At 58.8% G+C, this 18,242-nt stretch carries 16 protein-coding genes; 4 read left to right on the top strand and 12 right to left on the bottom strand.

The window, feature by feature from the left end:
* Positions 1–29: 29 nt before the first annotated feature.
* The 4 genes from BLU26_RS02450 to BLU26_RS02435 all read right to left on the bottom strand — a co-directional run bounded on the left by BLU26_RS02450 (position 30) and on the right by BLU26_RS02435 (position 3,854).
* Positions 30–1,457, bottom strand: a complete 1,428-nt coding sequence (locus BLU26_RS02450; RefSeq protein WP_092283525.1) for an NAD(P)(+) transhydrogenase (Re/Si-specific) subunit beta — start codon at positions 1,455–1,457, stop codon at positions 30–32.
* A gap of 7 nt (positions 1,458–1,464) precedes the next feature.
* Positions 1,465–1,785, bottom strand: a complete 321-nt coding sequence (locus tag BLU26_RS02445; protein WP_090475079.1) for an NAD(P) transhydrogenase subunit alpha — start codon at positions 1,783–1,785, stop codon at positions 1,465–1,467.
* Between the two features lie 10 nt (positions 1,786–1,795).
* On the bottom strand, positions 1,796–2,917 hold the full coding sequence (locus tag BLU26_RS02440; protein WP_092283523.1) for an NAD(P) transhydrogenase subunit alpha: 1,122 nt from the start codon (positions 2,915–2,917) through the stop codon (positions 1,796–1,798).
* A 97-nt stretch (positions 2,918–3,014) separates the two neighbouring features.
* Entirely contained in the window at positions 3,015–3,854 is an 840-nt protein-coding gene (locus tag BLU26_RS02435; RefSeq protein WP_092283521.1) for a metal-dependent hydrolase, read from the bottom strand.
* A gap of 188 nt (positions 3,855–4,042) precedes the next feature.
* Between BLU26_RS02435 and BLU26_RS02430 the strand changes: the two genes are divergently transcribed.
* Positions 4,043–5,455, top strand: a complete 1,413-nt coding sequence (locus BLU26_RS02430) for an alanine/glycine:cation symporter family protein (RefSeq protein ID WP_092283519.1) — start codon at positions 4,043–4,045, stop codon at positions 5,453–5,455.
* Between the two features lie 61 nt (positions 5,456–5,516).
* On the opposite strand, the gene BLU26_RS02425 is transcribed toward BLU26_RS02430, so the two are convergent.
* The 3 genes from BLU26_RS02425 to BLU26_RS02415 are packed head-to-tail and all read right to left on the bottom strand — an operon-like array spanning position 5,517 to position 9,357.
* Complete coding sequence (locus tag BLU26_RS02425) at positions 5,517–6,290, bottom strand: SDR family NAD(P)-dependent oxidoreductase (RefSeq protein ID WP_092288331.1); 774 nt, start codon at positions 6,288–6,290, stop codon at positions 5,517–5,519.
* A gap of 14 nt (positions 6,291–6,304) precedes the next feature.
* Entirely contained in the window at positions 6,305–7,690 is a 1,386-nt protein-coding gene (cysS, locus tag BLU26_RS02420) for a cysteine--tRNA ligase (protein ID WP_092283517.1), read from the bottom strand.
* A complete protein-coding gene (locus BLU26_RS02415) occupies positions 7,690–9,357 on the bottom strand; it encodes a glutamine--tRNA ligase/YqeY domain fusion protein (RefSeq protein ID WP_092283515.1) in 1,668 nt (555 codons plus the stop codon). Before BLU26_RS02415 ends, cysS begins: the two co-directional genes overlap by 1 nt.
* 164 nt (positions 9,358–9,521) lie before the next feature.
* Here BLU26_RS02415 and BLU26_RS02410 point away from each other — a divergent pair, with 164 nt between their 5' ends.
* On the top strand, positions 9,522–10,016 hold the full coding sequence (locus tag BLU26_RS02410) for a peptidylprolyl isomerase (RefSeq protein ID WP_092283513.1): 495 nt from the start codon (positions 9,522–9,524) through the stop codon (positions 10,014–10,016).
* A 14-nt stretch (positions 10,017–10,030) separates the two neighbouring features.
* A complete protein-coding gene (locus BLU26_RS02405; protein ID WP_092283511.1) occupies positions 10,031–10,780 on the top strand; it encodes a UDP-2,3-diacylglucosamine diphosphatase in 750 nt (249 codons plus the stop codon).
* A 171-nt stretch (positions 10,781–10,951) separates the two neighbouring features.
* On the opposite strand, the gene BLU26_RS02400 is transcribed toward BLU26_RS02405, so the two are convergent.
* Positions 10,952–11,881, bottom strand: coding sequence for an electron transfer flavoprotein subunit alpha/FixB family protein (locus BLU26_RS02400; RefSeq protein ID WP_092283509.1), 930 nt, complete (start codon positions 11,879–11,881; stop codon positions 10,952–10,954).
* The gene (locus BLU26_RS02395) at positions 11,882–12,631 is read right to left on the bottom strand and encodes an electron transfer flavoprotein subunit beta/FixA family protein (RefSeq protein ID WP_092283507.1); all 750 of its coding nucleotides are present in this window, start codon (positions 12,629–12,631) and stop codon (positions 11,882–11,884) included.
* A 291-nt stretch (positions 12,632–12,922) separates the two neighbouring features.
* Between BLU26_RS02395 and BLU26_RS02390 the strand changes: the two genes are divergently transcribed.
* Positions 12,923–14,587, top strand: coding sequence for an electron transfer flavoprotein-ubiquinone oxidoreductase (locus BLU26_RS02390; RefSeq protein WP_092283505.1), 1,665 nt, complete (start codon positions 12,923–12,925; stop codon positions 14,585–14,587).
* Positions 14,588–14,704: 117 nt separating this feature from the next.
* Here the strand turns inward: BLU26_RS02390 and BLU26_RS18520 are convergent, their stop codons facing one another.
* The 3 genes from BLU26_RS18520 to BLU26_RS02380 form a co-directional block, all read right to left on the bottom strand.
* Positions 14,705–14,866, bottom strand: a complete 162-nt coding sequence (locus BLU26_RS18520; RefSeq protein ID WP_157719280.1) for a hypothetical protein — start codon at positions 14,864–14,866, stop codon at positions 14,705–14,707.
* A gap of 105 nt (positions 14,867–14,971) precedes the next feature.
* Positions 14,972–17,092, bottom strand: coding sequence for a TonB-dependent receptor family protein (locus BLU26_RS02385; protein ID WP_092283503.1), 2,121 nt, complete (start codon positions 17,090–17,092; stop codon positions 14,972–14,974).
* Between the two features lie 247 nt (positions 17,093–17,339).
* Positions 17,340–18,242 carry a transglutaminase family protein gene (locus BLU26_RS02380; RefSeq protein ID WP_092283501.1) on the bottom strand — a complete coding sequence of 301 codons (903 nt, stop codon included), beginning with the start codon at positions 18,240–18,242 and terminating at the stop codon, positions 17,340–17,342.

The raw sequence follows: 18,242 nt of genomic DNA, 5'->3' as shown, positions 1-18,242 counted from the left end.
AGCTTGCGGCTTGAAGCTAGCCGCTGGGTTTAACCCAGCGACTTGACCGCTTCGATCATCTGTACCATGACCTTCTGCGCATCGCCGTAGACCATAGAGGTGTTATCCAGGAAGAACAGCTCGTTCTCCACGCCGGAATACCCCTTGCCCTGACCACGCTTGACCACGTAAGCCTGGCGCGCCATATCTACGTTCAGAATCGGCATGCCGTAGATCGGGCTGGATTTACGGGTACGTGCCGCGGGGTTAACCACGTCGTTGGCACCCAGTACGATAGCCACGTCTGCCTGGGCAAAGTCCTCGTTGATATCTTCCAGATCGTAGATGATGTCGTAAGGAACACCCGCTTCGGCCAGCAGTACGTTCATGTGGCCCGGCATACGCCCGGCAACCGGATGAATCGCGAAGTTCACCTCAACGCCCTGCTTTTGCAGCAACTTCACGAACTCGTACAGTTTGTGCTGCGCCTGGGCAACCGCCAGACCGTAGCCCGGAACGATGATTACCTTGCTGGCATAGTACATGGCGATAGCGGCGTCGGAAGCGTCAGCCGACTTCATGGTGCCTTGAATCTCGCCATCGCTGCCGTCGTCTTCGCCACCGAAGTCACTGAAGATAATGTTGCTGACCTGGCGGTTCATGGCCTTGGCCATCATCAGCGTCAGCAGCGTACCGGCAGAACCTACCACGGTACCGGCAATGATCATCGCCGGGTTCTGCAGCACAAAACCTTCAAAGGCAACAGCCAGACCGGTAAAGGCGTTGTACAGCGAGATAACCACCGGCATGTCGGCACCGCCGATCGGCGTTGTCAGCATGACACCCAGCACCAGCGCGATGATGAAGAACAGCGCGACCACAAAGACCGGCACCTGCACCACATCCATCAGACCCATGACCACGACCGCAGCACCCAGTGCCAACGCGGCGCAGAACAGGCCGAGGTTGACGTACTGCTGCTTGGGCAAGCGCCAGGACTTGTTCATGCGGCCATCCAGCTTGGCCCAGGCAATCAGCGAGCCAGACAGCGCAACCGCACCAATCAGACCACCCAGAATCGCCAGCAGTGTCACTACCGGGCCATGCGCCAGGGCGTTGCCGGAAAACAGCTCGGTCGCTGCAATGGCAGCTGCGGCGCCACCACCCATGCCGTTGTAGAGGGCAACCATCTGCGGCATATCGGTCATGGCAACGCGCTTGCCACTGAACCAGGCCCAGGTCACACCCAGACCCAGAGCAATAACCAGCAACAGCAGGTTGGTGCCCAGGTAAGGCTCGGCGCGCGGCGCCACATCAAAGCCATACAGGAAGGCCGCGGCTACAGCCAGGACCATACCACCACCGGCAACAACAATACCGGAGCGGGCGGTAACCGGGCTGGCCATGCGCTTGAGGCCATAGAGGAACAGGAAGGCTGCGACAAAGTAGGCCGCGTCAATCAGAAAAGCACTGAACATGGTCTACTTACTCCTTGTCTGCGCCAGGCGCTTTGTTGGTCGGTTTGAACATTTCCAGCATGCGTTCGGTAACCACGTAACCACCGGCGGCGTTACCCGCACCCAGCAGTACGCCAACGAAGCCAATGACCTGCTCAAGAGTGGAACCCGCGTTCAGCAGTGCCCACATGGCGCCAACCACGACGATACCGTGGATGAAGTTGGAGCCGGACATCAGCGGCGTGTGCAGAATGGCCGGAACGCGGCCGATGATTTCGTAACCAGCGAAAGCCGCCAGCAAGAAAATATACAGGGCTACAAAGCCTGTGATGGTGACTGACATATCCATAATGGGCTCCTTATGCCTGCTCTGCGACGGCAGCACGTGCCGCCTCGTTGCGAATTTCACCCTCGTGGGTCAGTACGCTCTTGGCCAGCACTTCGTCTTCCCAGTCGAGCTTCAACTCGCCTTCTTCAACCATCAGCGAAACCAGTGCGAGCAGGTTGCGCGAGTACAGCTCGGACGCGTGCTCGGCCAGGTTACTGGTGATGTTCAAAGGTGCAACGATGGTTGCCGGACCGGCTTCAACTGTCTCACCGGGCTTGGTCAGCGGCGTGTTGCCGCCGCCCTCGGCGGCCAGATCGATGATGATGGCACCGCTCTTCATGCCCATGATCTGGGACTCGGTGATGATCTTCGGACTCGGCTTGCCAGGAATGGATGCAGTAGTGATGACCGCGTCAGCCTGCTGGATGTGGCGAGTCAGAACCGCCTCAACTTGCTGCTTCTCTTCGTCGGTCAGCTCACGGGCGTAGCCGCCCTCACCTACCGCGTTCACACCGGTATCGACAAACTTGCCACCTACCGACTGAACCTGCTCCTTAACCTCAGGACGCACGTCATAACCTTCAATCATGGCACCCAGACGTTTGGCGGTTGCCAGTGCCTGCAGACCGGCAACACCAGCCCCCATGACCAGTACTTTCGCCGGGCGCAACGAGCCAACGGCAGTCGTCATCATCGGCAAAATGCGGTTGAGGTTGGTCGCTGCCAGCAATGCAGCGTAGTAACCCGCCAACGCCGCTTGCGAAGACAATGCATCCATTGCCTGGGCGCGAGTGATGCGCGGCACCAGCTCCATGGCGAAACAGGTGATCTTGCGCTCTTGCAGCGCCTTGACCACAGCAGGCTCACGCTGTGCGTAAATGAAGCTGAACAGAATTGACCCTTCGGCCATCTGTGCAACATCTTCCACGCTTGGCGGCTGAACCCGGAAGATGAGCTTGGCGCCCTCACCTGTTCCCAGGGTTACACCCGCATCGGTATAGGCAGTGTCGGGAATCCGCGCGGCATTGCCGGCACCGGATTCGAGACTGATATCAAGCCCCAGCTTCTGCAGCTTGGCTGCAACAGAGGGAACCAGAGCGACACGTTTTTCGTGCTCCCTAGTCTCTCTGGGAATGTACAAAGGAATGGACATAATGACTCCTCATCGGCGAAAAGGCGCATATGATAGCGCAGCCACTCGACCAAACGCGACAAAAGGTTGCACATAAGCGACAGATATACCAAATGAATCAGGCGGGCGAAATGACGCCATCGGCCTCAAACTCGCGCTGGTACTCGCGCATCAGCTGCTGGTTATCGTGCTGCCAGGGGTGAAAGTCTTCGCGGTAAAAGTCGCGGCAGACGCCCCAGAGGCTGGATAGAAACCCGCCGCGGCCCCATAACCAGGCCAGACCCTTGCGCCACATGCGCAAATTGGTCAATTCGCCGTCATGCCGCAGCATGTGCCACATGCCCAGGGTGACGTCCTTGAGAAAGAAGAAGGTGGACTGGCGCATCGCCGCACGCAACAGCTTGCGGTCGCCGCACACCTGCATGTAGACGTCAAAGGCCACGGCCTTGTGCTCTGTCTCTTCGAGCGCATGCCAGCGCCAGATTCGCTGCATCGGCTCTATGGCGCCATCGAACCAGCGCCGCTCGCGCAGTACCGAGTCAGCCATGATTGCAGTGAAATGCTCCATCGCCACGGTGCCGGCCAGCTGACGCTCAGGCGAAAAGTGCTTCTGCACATAGCGAATGCGCCGCTTGACCGGCTGCATCAGTTTGTCCACGTCATAGCCCAGATCGCTCAGGCGCTGGTTGTATTCGATGTGCTCACGACTGTGATGCCCTTCCTGCCCAATAAACCCCTTGATCAGCGCGAGTTGCTCGGCGTCGTCTATCTGCGGCCGAAAATGGCGCACGGAATCTATAAAAAAGCGCTCTCCGTCTGGGAATAGAATCGACATCGAGTTGAAAAAGTGGGTCTTGAACGGATCACCGCCGTGCCAATGCCTGGGCAATGATTCAGGCAAGGCAAAGTCGATACGCCGCGGCTTGATAGCCAGATCCGCCGGCTGCAGTGCTGTCATGGGTCACCTCGTACTGGTCTGCTGTCATTATTCTTAGGATGCAACGAGAGTCATCAAGTGTCCTATCCTCTGCCCAGCCAGAACGAAACACAAGCCTGTTTCATTCGTCTTACAACTGGCACATTCTCTGCAAACATCTACTGTTACTAAACATTTCGGCATTTGCCACTCACGCACGGGGGTCCTCCATGGATGCGGTAATCGGCTATTTAAATACGATTTTCTGGGGCTATGTACTCATCTACGGACTACTGGCCGTAGGTATCTTCTTCACCGTCAGGCTGGGCTTTCTTCAATTTCTGCACTTTGGCGAGATGGTTCGCTCTATTCTGGGCTCACGCAAAAGCGACAAGGCCGGTATTTCACCCTTTCAGGCCCTTTGCACCAGCCTGGCGTCACGGGTTGGCACCGGCAATCTCGCCGGGGTGGCTGTGGCGCTGTATCTGGGCGGCGCCGGGGCCATCTTCTGGATGTGGATGGTCGCCCTCGTGGGCATGGCAACCGCATACTCTGAAAGCAGCCTGGCGCAACTGTATAAGGTGCGCGATGGTGAGGGGCAGTACCGCGGCGGTCCGGCGTTTTACATTTCCAAGGGTCTGAAAGCGCCCTGGGCAGGCAGCATCTTTTCGGTGTGCCTGATCATTTCCTTCGGGCTGGTGTTCAATGCCGTGCAGGCCAATTCGATCGCTGACGCCATGGAGGGGGCCTTTGGCTTCTCCAAGCTAGCGGTTGGGATAGTCATCGCAGTACTGGCGGGGATGGTGATCTTCGGTGGGTTGCGTTCCATTGCTCGCTTTGCCGAAATCATCGTTCCCTTCATGGCCGCAGCCTATGTGTTGATGGCGTTATACGTGCTGGCCATGAATATCAGCGAGGTTCCTGGTGTACTCGCGCTGATATTCAAGAGCGCCTTCGGCCTTGAGGAGGCCGCCGGCGGGGTTGCCGGCTCGGTGACCGCCGCCATGCTCAACGGCATCAAGCGCGGGCTGTTTTCCAACGAAGCAGGCATGGGCTCGGCGCCCAACGTGGCTGCCACAGCCACGCCCGCGCCGCACCACCCCTCGTCCCAAGGCTTTGTGCAGGCAATGGGGGTTTTCATCGACACCCTGGTGATCTGTACCGCCACCGCCGTGATGATTCTGCTTTCCGGTGTGCTCGAACCCGGTAACGGCGTGACCGGCACCCAGCTGACGCAGCTGGCCATGGAGGCGCACATCGGGGTAGCCGGTAAATACTTCATTGCCGTTGCCATCCTGTTTTTTGCCTTCACCTCCATCGTGGCGAATTACTCTTACGCGGAAAACGCCATGGTCTTTCTCGGCGTGGGCAATAAGGCGGGCATGCTTATCTTGCGCTGCGCCGCACTGGCCATGGTGATCTGGGGCGCCTATCAGGCGGTCGGAACCGTCTTTAATGCGGCCGATGCGTCCATGGGGCTGATGGCAACCATCAACCTGATCGCCATTTTGATGCTGTCGGGCACTGTGGTGAAGCTGACCAAGGACTATATGGCCCAGCGTAAGGCGGGTGAGGAGCCGACCTTCAAAGCGGCCGACTACCCCGAACTGAAGGAAAAGATCAGCTCGGACATCTGGTACTAACAAAAAGGCCAACCCGCGCGCAGCGCGGGTTGGCCTTCAGCAGCACCTTTATACAGCTGTATCAGCCTTTCATTTCCTGCAGGGCATTGCCGCCATCAACGACCAGCATCTGACCGGTCATGTAGCTGCAGCCCTCACTGGCAAGAAACAACGCGACCCGCGCGACCTCCTCGGGTCGCCCTGGCCGACCCACCGGCGTGCGGCGTCCTGCTTCCAGTTCGGCCGGCATGCTTGAGGGCGTTTCAATCCAGCCCGGCGCAATGGCGTTGACCGTGATCCCCTGCCCCGCCACCTCGTGGGCGATGGAGCGGGTCAGCCCGACCATCGCTGACTTGGCGGCGCTGTAACCCGCAGTACCCGGAAAGGTCACCAGCGGGCCGGTGACCGACGCAATATTGATGACGCGGCCAAACCCCGCCTGCAGCATATGCCGTAAGACCAACTGGCTTATGTGCACACAGGTGTTGAGGTTCAGATCGATCTCGCGCTGCCAGTGCTGAAACGGCATCTGGTGGAACAACTCACCAATCGGCTCTTCAACGCCGGACTGCGTCATACCGGCGTTATTGACCAGAATGTCGACCCGACCAAAGCGTGCCGTGATCTGATCGATCAATTCGGCGGCCTGCTCCGGGTGGGTCAGGTCCGCCACTAACGCCATACTGTGCGCGCGCTCCGGGTCCAGCTCATTTTGCCGCTGAAAGATACGGTTGGTGGTGGATGTCAGCACCACCTCTGCACCAGCGGCATAGAACATCTTGGCCGTTGCAAAGCCAATACCATCGGGGCTGCCCGCACCCGTGACCAGGGCAACCCGCCCGGTAAGGTCCGTCATGCTGTGCGGCATCACTATTGCGCCAGACGCCAGGTAGTACCACCCTTGCCGTCTTCCAGCACCACGCCCATCGCCGTCAGCTCATCGCGAATGCGGTCGGATTCTGCCCAATTCTTGTCCGCCCTGGCTTGCAGGCGCGCCTGAATCAACGCATCGACCTTAACGGCATCGACCTTGTCGGCGGCGCCGGCCTGCAGAAAGACGTCGGGCTCCAACTGCAAGACGCCAAGCACCTCGGAAAGCTGCTGCAGGCGCGCAGCCAGCGCCGCTGCCGATTGCAGATCAGCTTCTTTCAACCGGTTGACCTCGCGCACCATCTCGAACAGCACTGCACAGGCTTCAGGCGTATTGAAATCGTCGTTCATGGCCGCTGCGAAGCGCTGGGCATACTCATCACCGCCGCCAGGCGCGGCTTTCGGCAAACCCTTGAGCGCATGATAAAACCGCTCAAGGGCACCCTTGGCTTCTTTCAGATTGTCCTCGGAGTAGTTGATTGCACTGCGATAGTGACTGGAAACCAGCAGGTAGCGCACAACTTCTGGGTGGTACTTCTCCAGCACCTCACGAATAGTGAAGAAGTTGCCCAGCGACTTGGACATCTTCTCGCCGTCTACGCGTACGGCACCGGCATGCATCCAGCTGGCGGCATACAGCTCCCCAGTAGCCGCCTCGCTTTGCGCGATCTCGTTCTCGTGGTGTGGGAACACCAGGTCGGGCCCGCCGCCGTGAATGTCAAAGGTGTTACCCAGGCAGCAGGTGGACATCACCGAGCATTCAATATGCCAGCCCGGACGCCCTTCGCCCCAGGGCGAGGTCCAGCTCGGCTCGCTCGGCTTGACACCCTTCCAGAGCACGAAGTCCAGCGGATCTTCCTTGGCTTCATCTACCTCAACCCGCGCGCCGCTGCGCAGGTCTTCGGTTTTCTTGCGTGACAGCTTGCCGTAATCGGCAAAGCGGCTGACGCGGTAATACACGTCACCGTTGCCCGGTGCGTAGGCGAAGCCCTTGTCGATCAGTGTCTGGATCATGCTATGCATGCCCGGCACGTGCTCGCTGGCCTTGGGCTCCTGATCCGGGCGCTGCACATTGAGACGTGCTTCGTCTTCGTGCATGGCAGCGATCATGCGGCCGGTCAGCTGCTGAAATGTCTCACCGTTTTCATTGGCACGGCGGATGATCTTGTCGTCGATGTCGGTAATGTTGCGGATGTAGGTCAGCTCATAGCCACTGTGGCGGAACCAGCGCGCTACCACATCGAAGGCGACCATCACCCGCGCATGACCTATGTGGCAATAGTCGTACACGGTCATGCCGCAGACATACATACGCACCTGGTTGCCGATCAGCGGCTTGAAGGCTTCCTTGGTCTTGCTCAGCGTGTTGTAGATCGTCAGCGCCATCAGTTACCCCAGGAGTCGCGCAAGGTGACAGTACGGTTGAATACCGGACGCTCTGCGGTGGCGTCTTTCGAGTCCAGGCAGAAGTAGCCTTCGCGCTCGAACTGGAAGCGATCATCCACGCTGGCGGATGCCAATGAGGGCTCGGCACGGCAACCGGTGAGCACGATCAGCGACTCGGGATTGATGTTATCCAGAAAGCCTGCGCCCTCTTCGCCCTTGTCCGGGTTTGGCGTCTTGAACAAGCGGTCGTACAAGCGTACCTCGCACTCGATGCTGGCAGCTGCCGGCACCCAGTGAATCACGCCCTTGACCTTGCGACCTTCGGGATTCTTGCCCAGGGTATCCGGATCATACGAGCACAGCAGCTCGACGATGTTGCCGTCTGCGTCGGTCACTGCCTCGTCAGCGCGGATCACATAGCTGCCGCGCAGACGCACTTCGCCACCTGGCACCAGGCGCTTGTAGCCCTTGGGCGGATCAACCATGTAGTCATCCTGATCGATGTAAATCTCGCGCTCGAAAGGCAGTTCGCGCACGCCGATGTCTTCCTTGGGATGACGCGGCAGGCTCAGCAGCTCGGTCTGGCCCTCGGGATAATTGGTAATGGTCACCTTCAGCGGCTTGAGCACGCACATGGCTCGCGGCGCGTGTGCATCCAGGTCGTCACGGATACAGAATTCCAGCACGCCCATGTCCACCACGCCGTCGGAGCGGGTTACCCCAATGCGCTCGCAGAACTCCCGAATGGACGCCGGCGTATAGCCACGGCGACGGAAGGCACTGATAGTGGACATACGTGGATCGTCCCAGCCATCCACGTGTTTTTCGTCGACCAACTGCTTCAGCTTGCGCTTGCTGGTTACTGTGTAATTCAGATTCAGACGGGCAAATTCGTACTGCCGCGGCGTCGCTGGCACCGGCAGATTGTTCAAGCACCATTCGTACAGCGGCCGGTGATCTTCAAACTCCAGCGTACAGATCGAATGCGTAACGCCTTCGATCGCATCAGACTGCCCATGAGTGAAGTCATAGCTGGGATACACGCACCATTTGTCACCCGTCTGGTGATGATGGGCGTGACGGATGCGGTACAGAATGGGGTCGCGCAGATTCATGTTGGGCGCGGCCATGTCGATCTTGGCGCGCAATACCTTGGCGCCGTCGGCAAACTCGCCGGCGGTCATGCGGGCGAATTGGTCCAGATTCTCTTCAACGCTGCGATCGCGGAACGGGCTGTTCTTGCCGGGCTCAGTGAGCGAGCCCCGGTATTCGCGCGCTTGCTCTGGCGACAACTCACAGACATAAGCCTTACCAGCTTTGATCAGCTCAATCGCCCAGGCGTGCAACTGATCAAAATAGTCGGAGGCATAACGCACATTGCCGGCCCACTCAAAACCCAACCACTCAACATCCTGCTTGATCGCATCGATGTATTCCTGCTCTTCCTTGGCGGGATTGGTGTCATCAAAACGCAGATGACAGGCACCAGCAAACTCCTTGGCCAAACCGAAATTGAGACAGATTGATTTGGCGTGGCCAATATGCAGATAGCCGTTGGGCTCAGGAGGGAAACGGGTGACGATGCTATCGTGCTTGCCGCTGCTTAGATCCGACTGAACGATCTGGCGCAGAAAGTGACTGGGCGGCGTGGCTTCGGGTTTGTTCATAAGGTCAGCAAAACTCGCTACGGGTGACGCCTGCGGCATCACGGATTTTGGCTAGGCCGAGTTGGCCAAAACCCGTATCATACCCGAAACTGTCAAGCGCCTGAATGCGACAACGCACTTGCGCGACGCTACCCCACCAGATTTTTTTGCCCGAGGACTGCCCGATGGTCAAACTGCATACAAACTACGGCGTTATCACCCTAGAACTCTTCGCCGACAAAGCCCCCGAGACAGTCGAAAACTTCAAGCAGTACGTTAAAGACGGCCACTACGACGGCACCATCTTCCACCGTGTCATCAGCAACTTCATGATCCAGGGCGGCGGTTTTGAACCCGGCATGAAGCAAAAAGATACTCGCGCGCCGATCAAGAACGAAGCCGACAACGGCGTAGGCAACGCGGTAGGCACCGTCGCCATGGCACGCACCATGGAGCCGCACTCTGCCAGCGCCCAGTTCTTTATCAACGTGTCAGATAACGACTTCCTCAACCACAGCGCAAAGACCACCCAGGGCTGGGGTTACGCGGTATTCGGTAAGGTCAGCGATGGCATGGACGTAGTCGAGAAAATCAAGGCTGTAAGCACCACCTCGCGTGCCGGCCACCAGGACGTACCTGCAGACGACGTGATCATCGAACGCGCCGAACTGGTCGACTGAGTACCGCCTCGCAGATGCGCTATCTGTTTATCTCCGACCTGCATCTAGAAGCAAAACGCCCGGATATCACCCGGGCGTTTTTGCAATGCCTGAAGGACCAGGCCAGCAAGGTCGACGAGCTGTATATACTCGGCGACTTTTTTGAGGTCTGGCTCGGCGATGACGCCATGGATACGCTGGGTGAACAGGCCGCTGCCGCCCTGGCCGAACTGGGCAGCCGTGGCGTGAAAGTTTTTCTCATGCATGGCAATCGCGATTTCCTGCTGGGGCGCCGTTTTTGCCGTAAGGCCGGCTGTACGCTACTGCGCGATCCCAGCATCGTGAACTTGAACGGAGAGCCGGTGCTGTTGATGCACGGTGACAGCCTCTGCATCGACGACCTCGATTACATACGCATGCGCAAATGGCTGCGCAACCCCACCAGCCGTTTTGTCTTGCGCAACCTGCCACTGCGCACGCGGCGGAAAATTGGCCGCAAATTGCGCGATGAAAGCCAAAGCCGAACCCGCATGAAGGCGGCAGACATTACCGACGTTAACCTGGGTGAAGTGGCCGAAGTAATGCGTAATCAAGGCGTACGCACGCTGATTCACGGCCACACCCACCGCCCCGCCCGCCACCCCTTGATGATTGACGGCGAACCGGCCGAGCGCATAGTACTGGGTGACTGGGATCAGGCTGGGTGGTACTTATTGGTTGATGAAAGTGGCTACCATCTTGAATCGTTCGCGCTGGCTGCCGCCGACTCGAGCCGTAAGCCATAAGCGACAAGCAAAAGCAAAAGCAAACTCCAGGCGCGTGCTGGTCTGGGTGTTACTTGCAGCTTAAGGCTTGCAGCTTGCCGCGAGGCCTAAAACCAAAAACCCCGGCTCTCTCGAGACCGGGGTTTTCTTGTAGCTGCCGCTTGAAGCTTGCGGCTGCTCTTGGCCTGCGGCTTAGAGCTTGCTTTCCAGCTCAGGCACAGCTTCAAACAGGTCTGCCACCAGACCGTAATCCGCTACCTGGAAGATCGGCGCTTCTTCGTCCTTGTTGATCGCAACGATCACCTTGGAGTCTTTCATACCGGCCAAATGCTGGATGGCGCCGGAGATGCCGACTGCAACGTACAGCTGCGGTGCGACGATCTTGCCGGTCTGACCAACCTGCATGTCGTTGGGTACGAAGCCGGCGTCAACCGCAGCGCGTGATGCACCTACCGCAGCGCCCAGCTTGTCGGCCACCTTGTAGAGCATTTCGAAGTTGTCGCCATTCTGCATACCGCGGCCGCCCGAAACGACGATCTTGGCACCGGCCAGTTCAGGACGGTCAGACTTGGCCAGCTCTTCACCCACAAAGCTGGAAACGCCCGCGTCCTGCACCGCGGAAACCGCTTCAACACTGGCGCTGCCGCCTTCGGCTGCCACGGCGTCAAAGCCGGTGGCGCGCACGGTGATGACCTTGATGGCGGCGCTCGATTGCACGGTGGCAATAGCGTTACCGGCGTAGATCGGGCGCTTGAAGGTATCGGCGCTTTCGACGGCAATGATCTCGGAGATCTGGTCAACGTCCAGCAGCGCGGCAACGCGCGGCAGGTAGTTCTTACCGTTGGTGCTGGCAGCGGCCAGAATGTGGCTGTAGCCCTTGCCCAGCTCGGCAACCAGGGCTGCGATGTTTTCCGGCAGCTGGTGTGCATAAGCGGCGTTATCGGCCAGCAGCACCTTGCTCACGCCAGCGGCCTTGGCCGCGGCGTCGGCCACGGCGGAGCAGCCTTCGCCAGCAACCAGTACGTCGATGTCGCCACCGATGGCCGCAGCAGCGGCCAGGGTGTTCAGGGTCGCTGCGTTCAGCTCGGCGTTGTTGTGTTCAGCAATAACCAAAATCGTCATTTAGATCACCTTGGCTTCGTTCTTGAGTTTGTCGACCAGTTCGTCGACGCTCTTGACCTTGATGCCGGCGCTGCGCGCGGCCGGGGCTTCAACCTTCAGGGTGGTCACGGTGGAGCTGGTGCTGACGCCCAGATCTTCCGGCTTGAGGGTTTCCAGCGGCTTCTTCTTGGCCTTCATGATGTTCGGCAGCGACGCGTAGCGTGGCTCGTTCAGGCGCAGGTCGGTGGTCACGATGGCCGGCAGCTTGAGGGCAACAGTCTGCAGACCGCCGTCGATTTCGCGGGTGACCTTGACGCTCTCGCCATCAACCGCGACTTCAGAGGCAAAGGTGCCCTGGGCGTAACCGCTCAGTGCCGCCAGCATCTGGCCAGTCTGGTTGTTGTCGGAATCGATCGCCTGCTTGCCGAGGATGACCAGCTGAGGCTGTTCCTTGTCGACAACGCCCTTGAGCAGTTTGGCGATGGCCAGCGAGCTCAGCTCTTCGGCCGACTCGACCAGCACGGCGCGGTCGGCACCCAGTGCCAGTGCGGTGCGCAGCTGCTCCTGGGCAGCAGTCGGGCCGACGGTGACGGCGATGATTTCAGTCGCGACGCCTTTTTCTTTCAGGCGTACGGCTTCTTCCACGGCGATTTCGCAGAAGGGGTTCATCGACATTTTGACGTTGGCGAGATCGACGCCGGAGTTGTCCGCCTTGACGCGAACCTTGACGTTGTAATCAACGACTCGCTTAACCGCTACAAGTACCTTCATGATTGCCTCATTTTCGGATGGACCAAAACAAAAACCCGCAAAACATGACTAAAAAGTCCATTTTATTCACATTCAGACTAAAGCGGGCCCGTCATTCAAAAGCCCTTTATCATGACGGTCAGCTCACAGACGGTCAATACTTGCAACCCGACCATAGACGCAAGAGCGAGACAAAACGCCATCTTTGGATTGGAGCCGAAACAACGGGCTGTTATACTTCGCGGCTAATCGATCATGGAAGATCATACGAAAATCGATACTTGTGACCGGCCTAGAGTTAGGAGATACATAGTGGAACGCGAATTCATGGAGTTTGACGTTGTCATCGTAGGTGCTGGCCCATCCGGCCTGGCAGCTGCATGTCGAATCAAAAAGCAGGCAGCTGAATCCGGCCAGGAAGTCAGCGTTTGCGTCGTAGAAAAAGGCTCTGAAGTTGGCGCCCACATCCTCTCTGGCGCCGTGTTTGAACCCCGCGCACTGGAAGAGCTGTTCCCTGACTGGAAAGAACTTGGCGCCCCGCTGAACACACCGGTTACTCGTGATGACATTTACATGCTCACCAGTGCCGAAAAAGGCAGCAAGATTCCCGACCTTTTTGTGCCCAAGACCATGCACAACGAAGGCAACTACATTATTTCCCTCGGCAACCTCTGCCGCTGGCTGGCCGAGCAAGCCGAAGCTCTTGAAGTTGAAGTTTATCCCGGCTTCGCTGCACAGGAAGCGCTGATCGACGAGAACGGCGTGGTTCGCGGCATTCTGACCGGCGACCTGGGTGTTGACCGCGAAGGCAACCCGAAGGAAGGCTTCTACACCCCCGGCATGGAACTGCGTGCCAAGTACACGCTGTTTGCCGAAGGTTGCCGCGGCCACATCGGCAAGCAACTGATCAAGCGCTTCAATCTGGATTCAGAAGCCGACGCCCAGCATTACGGTATCGGCATCAAGGAAATCTGGGACATCGACCCTGCCAAGCACGAACAAGGCCTGGTGGTACACACCGCCGGTTGGCCGCTCGACGTGGTCGGTACCGAGAACACCGGTGGTTCCTTCCTGTACCACATCGAGAACAACCAGATTGTGGTTGGTCTGATCATCGACCTGTCGTACGCCAATCCGCACCTGTCGCCTTTCGATGAATTCCAGCGTTACAAGCACCATCCGGTGATCAAGCAGTACCTGGAAGGCGGCAAGCGGGTTTCCTACGGCGCTCGCGCCATCTGTAAAGGTGGCCTGAACTCACTGCCGAAGATGGTCTTCCCGGGTGGCGCGCTGATCGGTTGTGATCTGGGCACCCTGAACTTCGCCAAGATCAAGGGCAGCCACACCGCCATGAAGTCTGGCATGCTTGCCGCTGACGCCGTTGTCGAGGCGCTGAAGGCCGGCCGTGAAGGCGGCGATGAGCTGACCGGTTACGTCGATGGCTTCAAGGCCAGCTGGCTGTATGACGAGCTGTTCGCGTCCCGCAACTTCGGGCCGGCCATCCACAAGTTTGGCCCCTTGATGGGCGGCGCGTTCAACTATATCGACCAGAACTGGTTCGGTGGCAAGATTCCGCTGACCCTGCACGACACCAAGCCGGATTACGCCTGCATGAAAAAGGCGGCCGACGCGCAGAAGATCGATTATCCCAAGCCTGATGGGGTTATCAGCTTCGACAAGCTGTCTTCGGTGTTTATCTCCAACACCAACCACGAAGAAGATCAGCCGGTTCACCTGACGCTGAAAGACCCAAGCATCCCGCTGGAGAAGAACCTGCCGCTGTACGACGAGCCTGCGCAGCGCTACTGCCCGGCCGGCGTTTACGAGATCGTGACCGAAGACAACGGCGACAAGCGCTTCCAGATCAATGCGCAGAACTGCGTGCATTGCAAAACCTGTGATATCAAGGACCCTTCCCAGAACATCAACTGGGTGGCCCCTGAAGGCACCGGCGGCCCGAACTACCCGAACATGTAACGCGAACCTGCGCGTTACAGCGGGAAATTCCGAGCTGTAAGCCACAATAAAAAACCCGGCCTCTGTGCCGGGTTTTTTATTAGTTCTTCATCTGGTTATCGAGCGTAGCGATGCTGCTTAATCGTCCTCATGCAGCATGCGGTACACTTCCCCAGCATCCAGCTCATTCAGCTCTTCACTTTCGATCGGCCCTTCCCAGTGGCTGTGGGGCGGGTCCAGTTCCGGCAACGGCAAGTGTGGCAAGTTGTTCTCACCGGGATGATGCTGATCAAAGGACATGGGGTACCTCCCGACTGAATCACCAAGGGCCTACCCTTCAGTGAAGCAGAGTCAGGCAGGCTTTCCAGTAGACAGGACGAGCGGTCCCGCCGCTCACCTCCGACCTTACAGCCAGCTCCAGGAAAATCCGGTATAGACGCCAAAGCTCTCGCCCGGCGTCAGCCGTGCAGCCTCCACGCCGTTGTCGTTGTAACCCGGCGTAACCGTGGCGGCGTAGCGCTCGTCTGTCAGATTGCGCAGCTCAAGCCATGCCTGCCAGTCTTGCCGCGGCGCCTCGTACCCCAGGATCGCACCAAAGGTCGTGTAGTCATCGGCGTACCAGGAATTGGCGTAATCCACCGGCACCCTGGAAGCATGCTCTACGTTCAGCCCGACATAGACACCTGCCGGATGCTGATAGCGCAGCTCACCTTGATAATAGTGTCTCGGCAGCCCTGGCAGACGGTTACCGCCAAAGGTATCGTCATCGCGATAATGGAAGTCGCTAAAGGTGTACGCCTGACGCAGCGCCAGCGCCCCCAGATCGCCGCCTTGCCAGAGCTGACTGGTCAGCCCGACTTCCAGCCCTTGATGCACGGTCGGACTGGCATTGGATTCGGCGAAAATGTTGGGCTCTATCTCAATGGTCAGCAACTCATGCCGAACCTGTGCGTAGTAGTACGCCAGATCCCAGAGACCAATCAGCGAGTCACCGCGCGCCCCAACCTCAAAGGTGGTTGCGGTCTGGTTATCCAGGCTGACCGGGGCACTTTGGCGATTGCTCCAGGGCTGATTGCTGATCGGGAAACGCGTGGGCGAGCCCCATATCATCGACCACGGGTGCGGCGGCTCTACAGAGCGCGACAGATTCCCGTAAAGCTCGCTACCAGAATCCAGGCGATAACGCAGCCCCAGACGCGGCGCGTAATCCCAGGTGCCTTCGTTGAGCTTCTCTCCTGCATCTGGCCAGGTCACCTCGACCTCGCGCTCGGTGTAAATCAACGCCAGACCACTGGTCAGCCACAGATTCTGCGCCAGTTCCAGCTCGTTGCTGATATGCAGTACGTTGTCTGAGCCCTGATGCGTGTATTTGCGCATCAGGGTGCCCACCGGATAGACAGTGCCGCTGGCATTGAGCGGTTGGTAGGCGGTTTCCTTGGCATCGCTGCTTGGCAGGTTGGTGGTGGTGCGCCAGCCGACCGTGGTGTTCGAATTCAGCCCGAACAGCTGGTGTTCACGACGGTAATTCAGGGTCGCACTGACATCACTGTAATCCACCCGAATGCGGTACGGACTCTCCATCAGGTCCATCGGGTAATGGTGATAAACCAATCCCATTTCCAGCGTACTGACGTCGTCCAGGCGCAGCGTGGTCTTGTTCGCCAGCCAGGTACTGCCAGGCTGCTCGCGTTTTGCGTCGCGGGCGATGTTGGCGGCGCTGGCCTGGGTCGGATCATCGTCGATCTGCGACTGGGTCAGGCGGCCAGGCGATTGGTGTTCGGTCTCGCGGTAACGCAGGAAGAAGCGGGTTTCCAGATCGGGGTTCAACTGCAGGCCCAGGTTGGCAACCACCCCCTTGCCACTGCCGGCGGCGTGATCCTGCTGGCCGTCGTAGTGCAGATCGGTGACACCGAGGTAATAGTCAAGGTTGTCGATAACCTGACCGGAAGCGATATGACGCTTGAGGTAGCCGTCGCTGCCCGCCTCCATACGCAGCTGCAGACGCGGCGCATCAAAACCGCTGCGGGTGATGTAGTCAACGGCGCCGCCCAACGCCAGCGCGCCGCGGTCAAAGCCGTTAGCACCACGCAGCACTTCCGCACGGCTAAGCCACAGCGGTTCCAACAGCTCATAGGGTGTGCCGCCGGAGCCGGTCAGCGGCAGACCGTCGAGCATGATGTGATTGCCGGAGGCATGCGCACCGGGGCCACGATTGATACCCGAGCCTCGGATGCTGATTTTAACCCCTTCGTTGCCAGGTGACTGAGCATACACACCGGGCTGATACGCCAGCACATCAGCCACACCGGCCACCCTTCCCTGCTCGACCTGCTGCATATCAATCAGGTTGGTGCCGCCGGGCACGTCATGCAGCTGCTCTCGAGCCTGCGCTACCGCATCCAGTTTCTCGCCAGAGATGGTCATGGCCTCGAGCTGCACCGCCTCTTGCGCCTGTGCAGGCGAGGCAAGCAAACATGCCAGACACAGCGGCACCAGACGGTTGGGGGGGCTTAACGGATGGGGCATGCGGCAACTCCAGCAGCGGATAAATAGAATCGGCGCATTTTACTGGTTTACCCGGACCCGACAACCAGTGCTTGGCCTTGCAGTCTGTTCGATGCCTGGCTGACGCTGCTCTATCCATGCAGACAGGGAGAGGCAGCCAGGCCATATTCGTCCGGCAATGCACTGGATTGGCGAATCCAGCTTCAGTGCCTGAACACCGATAGAAACGCGAAATGGAGATGAAAAGACCGAGATCGCGCAAGCGCTGCTAAAGCAGCGACGCTTCCTCACGCAGGGGAATTACATCCACTGCCACGCTGAGCACGTGGTCGCCGCCGCCGGTCATCACGCCTTTGAGTGGCGTCACATCGGCGAAGTCGCGGCCCCAGCCGAGCACAATGTAGCGCTCATCGGGCATGCAGCCGTTGGTGGGGTCTATCTCCAGCCAGCCCCAGCCCGGAATGAATACCGCAGCCCAGGCGTGGGTAGCGTCGGCGCCCAGCAACTTCACTTCACCGGGCGGTGGCAAGGTTTCCATATAGCCACTGATGTAGCGCGCCGCCAAGCCAAGGGAGCGCAGGCAGCCAATAATCAAGTGGGCAAAGTCCTGGCAAACCCCGCGCTTACTGGCGAGCACATCAGCCAGGGGCGTAGCGACCGTCGTGAACTCGGGGTCGTAGATAAACTCGTTGAAGATTTTGCTGTTCAGTTGCAGCACCGCATCAACCAGGTTGCGCCCCGGCGTGAAGCAATCGCGCGCGTACTCCGCGAGTCGGCTGTGCTGAAAGATGAACGGCGAGCTGAGCACATACAAACGTGCTTCCAGACAATCGCGGTTGGTTTTGCGTGGGTCCTGCTGCAACTCCCCAGCAGCAGCCTCCCAACCAATACTGCTGAAGAAATCGGCAGCCAGCCGCGGGCGCGTGATCACATTGCTGCTGACGGTTACATCTAGGCTGTCGTGCAAAGACTCAATGGAGAAATACACCACCCGGTTGCCGAAAAAGTCCGTGCGCTCACGCAGGCGGTCCGGTGTCGGTGATATCACCAGTTGGGTCTCGGTACAGTCCTGCCACGGCAGGTTACGCGGCAGAATACGCGCCTCGTTGTGGCTCAGCGTGACCGCGCCGCTGTATTCGTAATGGGTAGTATGGCGTAGCTGGTATTTCAT

Origin of the sequence: Halopseudomonas sabulinigri, from assembly GCF_900105255.1 — a bacterium.
Classification (GTDB): domain Bacteria; phylum Pseudomonadota; class Gammaproteobacteria; order Pseudomonadales; family Pseudomonadaceae; genus Halopseudomonas; species Halopseudomonas sabulinigri.
This window is presented reverse-complemented; position numbering and strand designations above follow the sequence as displayed.

Bases quoted from the DNA above. Each gene is read 5' to 3' on its own strand.
- BLU26_RS02450 (WP_092283525.1), bottom strand. From the start codon at position 1,457: ATGTTCAGTGCTTTTCTGATTGACGCGGCCTACTTTGTCGCAGCCTTC.
- BLU26_RS02445 (WP_090475079.1), bottom strand. From the start codon at position 1,785: ATGGATATGTCAGTCACCATCACAGGCTTTGTAGCCCTGTATATTTTC.
- BLU26_RS02440 (WP_092283523.1), bottom strand. From the start codon at position 2,917: ATGTCCATTCCTTTGTACATTCCCAGAGAGACTAGGGAGCACGAAAAA.
- BLU26_RS02435 (WP_092283521.1), bottom strand. From the start codon at position 3,854: ATGACAGCACTGCAGCCGGCGGATCTGGCTATCAAGCCGCGGCGTATC.
- BLU26_RS02430 (WP_092283519.1), top strand. From the start codon at position 4,043: ATGGATGCGGTAATCGGCTATTTAAATACGATTTTCTGGGGCTATGTA.
- BLU26_RS02425 (WP_092288331.1), bottom strand. From the start codon at position 6,290: ATGACGGACCTTACCGGGCGGGTTGCCCTGGTCACGGGTGCGGGCAGC.
- cysS (WP_092283517.1), bottom strand. From the start codon at position 7,690: ATGGCGCTGACGATCTACAACACGCTGAGCAAGACCAAGGAAGCCTTC.
- BLU26_RS02415 (WP_092283515.1), bottom strand. From the start codon at position 9,357: ATGAACAAACCCGAAGCCACGCCGCCCAGTCACTTTCTGCGCCAGATC.
- BLU26_RS02410 (WP_092283513.1), top strand. From the start codon at position 9,522: ATGGTCAAACTGCATACAAACTACGGCGTTATCACCCTAGAACTCTTC.
- BLU26_RS02405 (WP_092283511.1), top strand. From the start codon at position 10,031: ATGCGCTATCTGTTTATCTCCGACCTGCATCTAGAAGCAAAACGCCCG.
- BLU26_RS02400 (WP_092283509.1), bottom strand. From the start codon at position 11,881: ATGACGATTTTGGTTATTGCTGAACACAACAACGCCGAGCTGAACGCA.
- BLU26_RS02395 (WP_092283507.1), bottom strand. From the start codon at position 12,631: ATGAAGGTACTTGTAGCGGTTAAGCGAGTCGTTGATTACAACGTCAAG.
- BLU26_RS18520 (WP_157719280.1), bottom strand. From the start codon at position 14,866: ATGTCCTTTGATCAGCATCATCCCGGTGAGAACAACTTGCCACACTTG.
- BLU26_RS02385 (WP_092283503.1), bottom strand. From the start codon at position 17,092: ATGCCCCATCCGTTAAGCCCCCCCAACCGTCTGGTGCCGCTGTGTCTG.
- BLU26_RS02380 (WP_092283501.1), bottom strand. From the start codon at position 18,242: ATGAAATACCAGCTACGCCATACTACCCATTACGAATACAGCGGCGCG.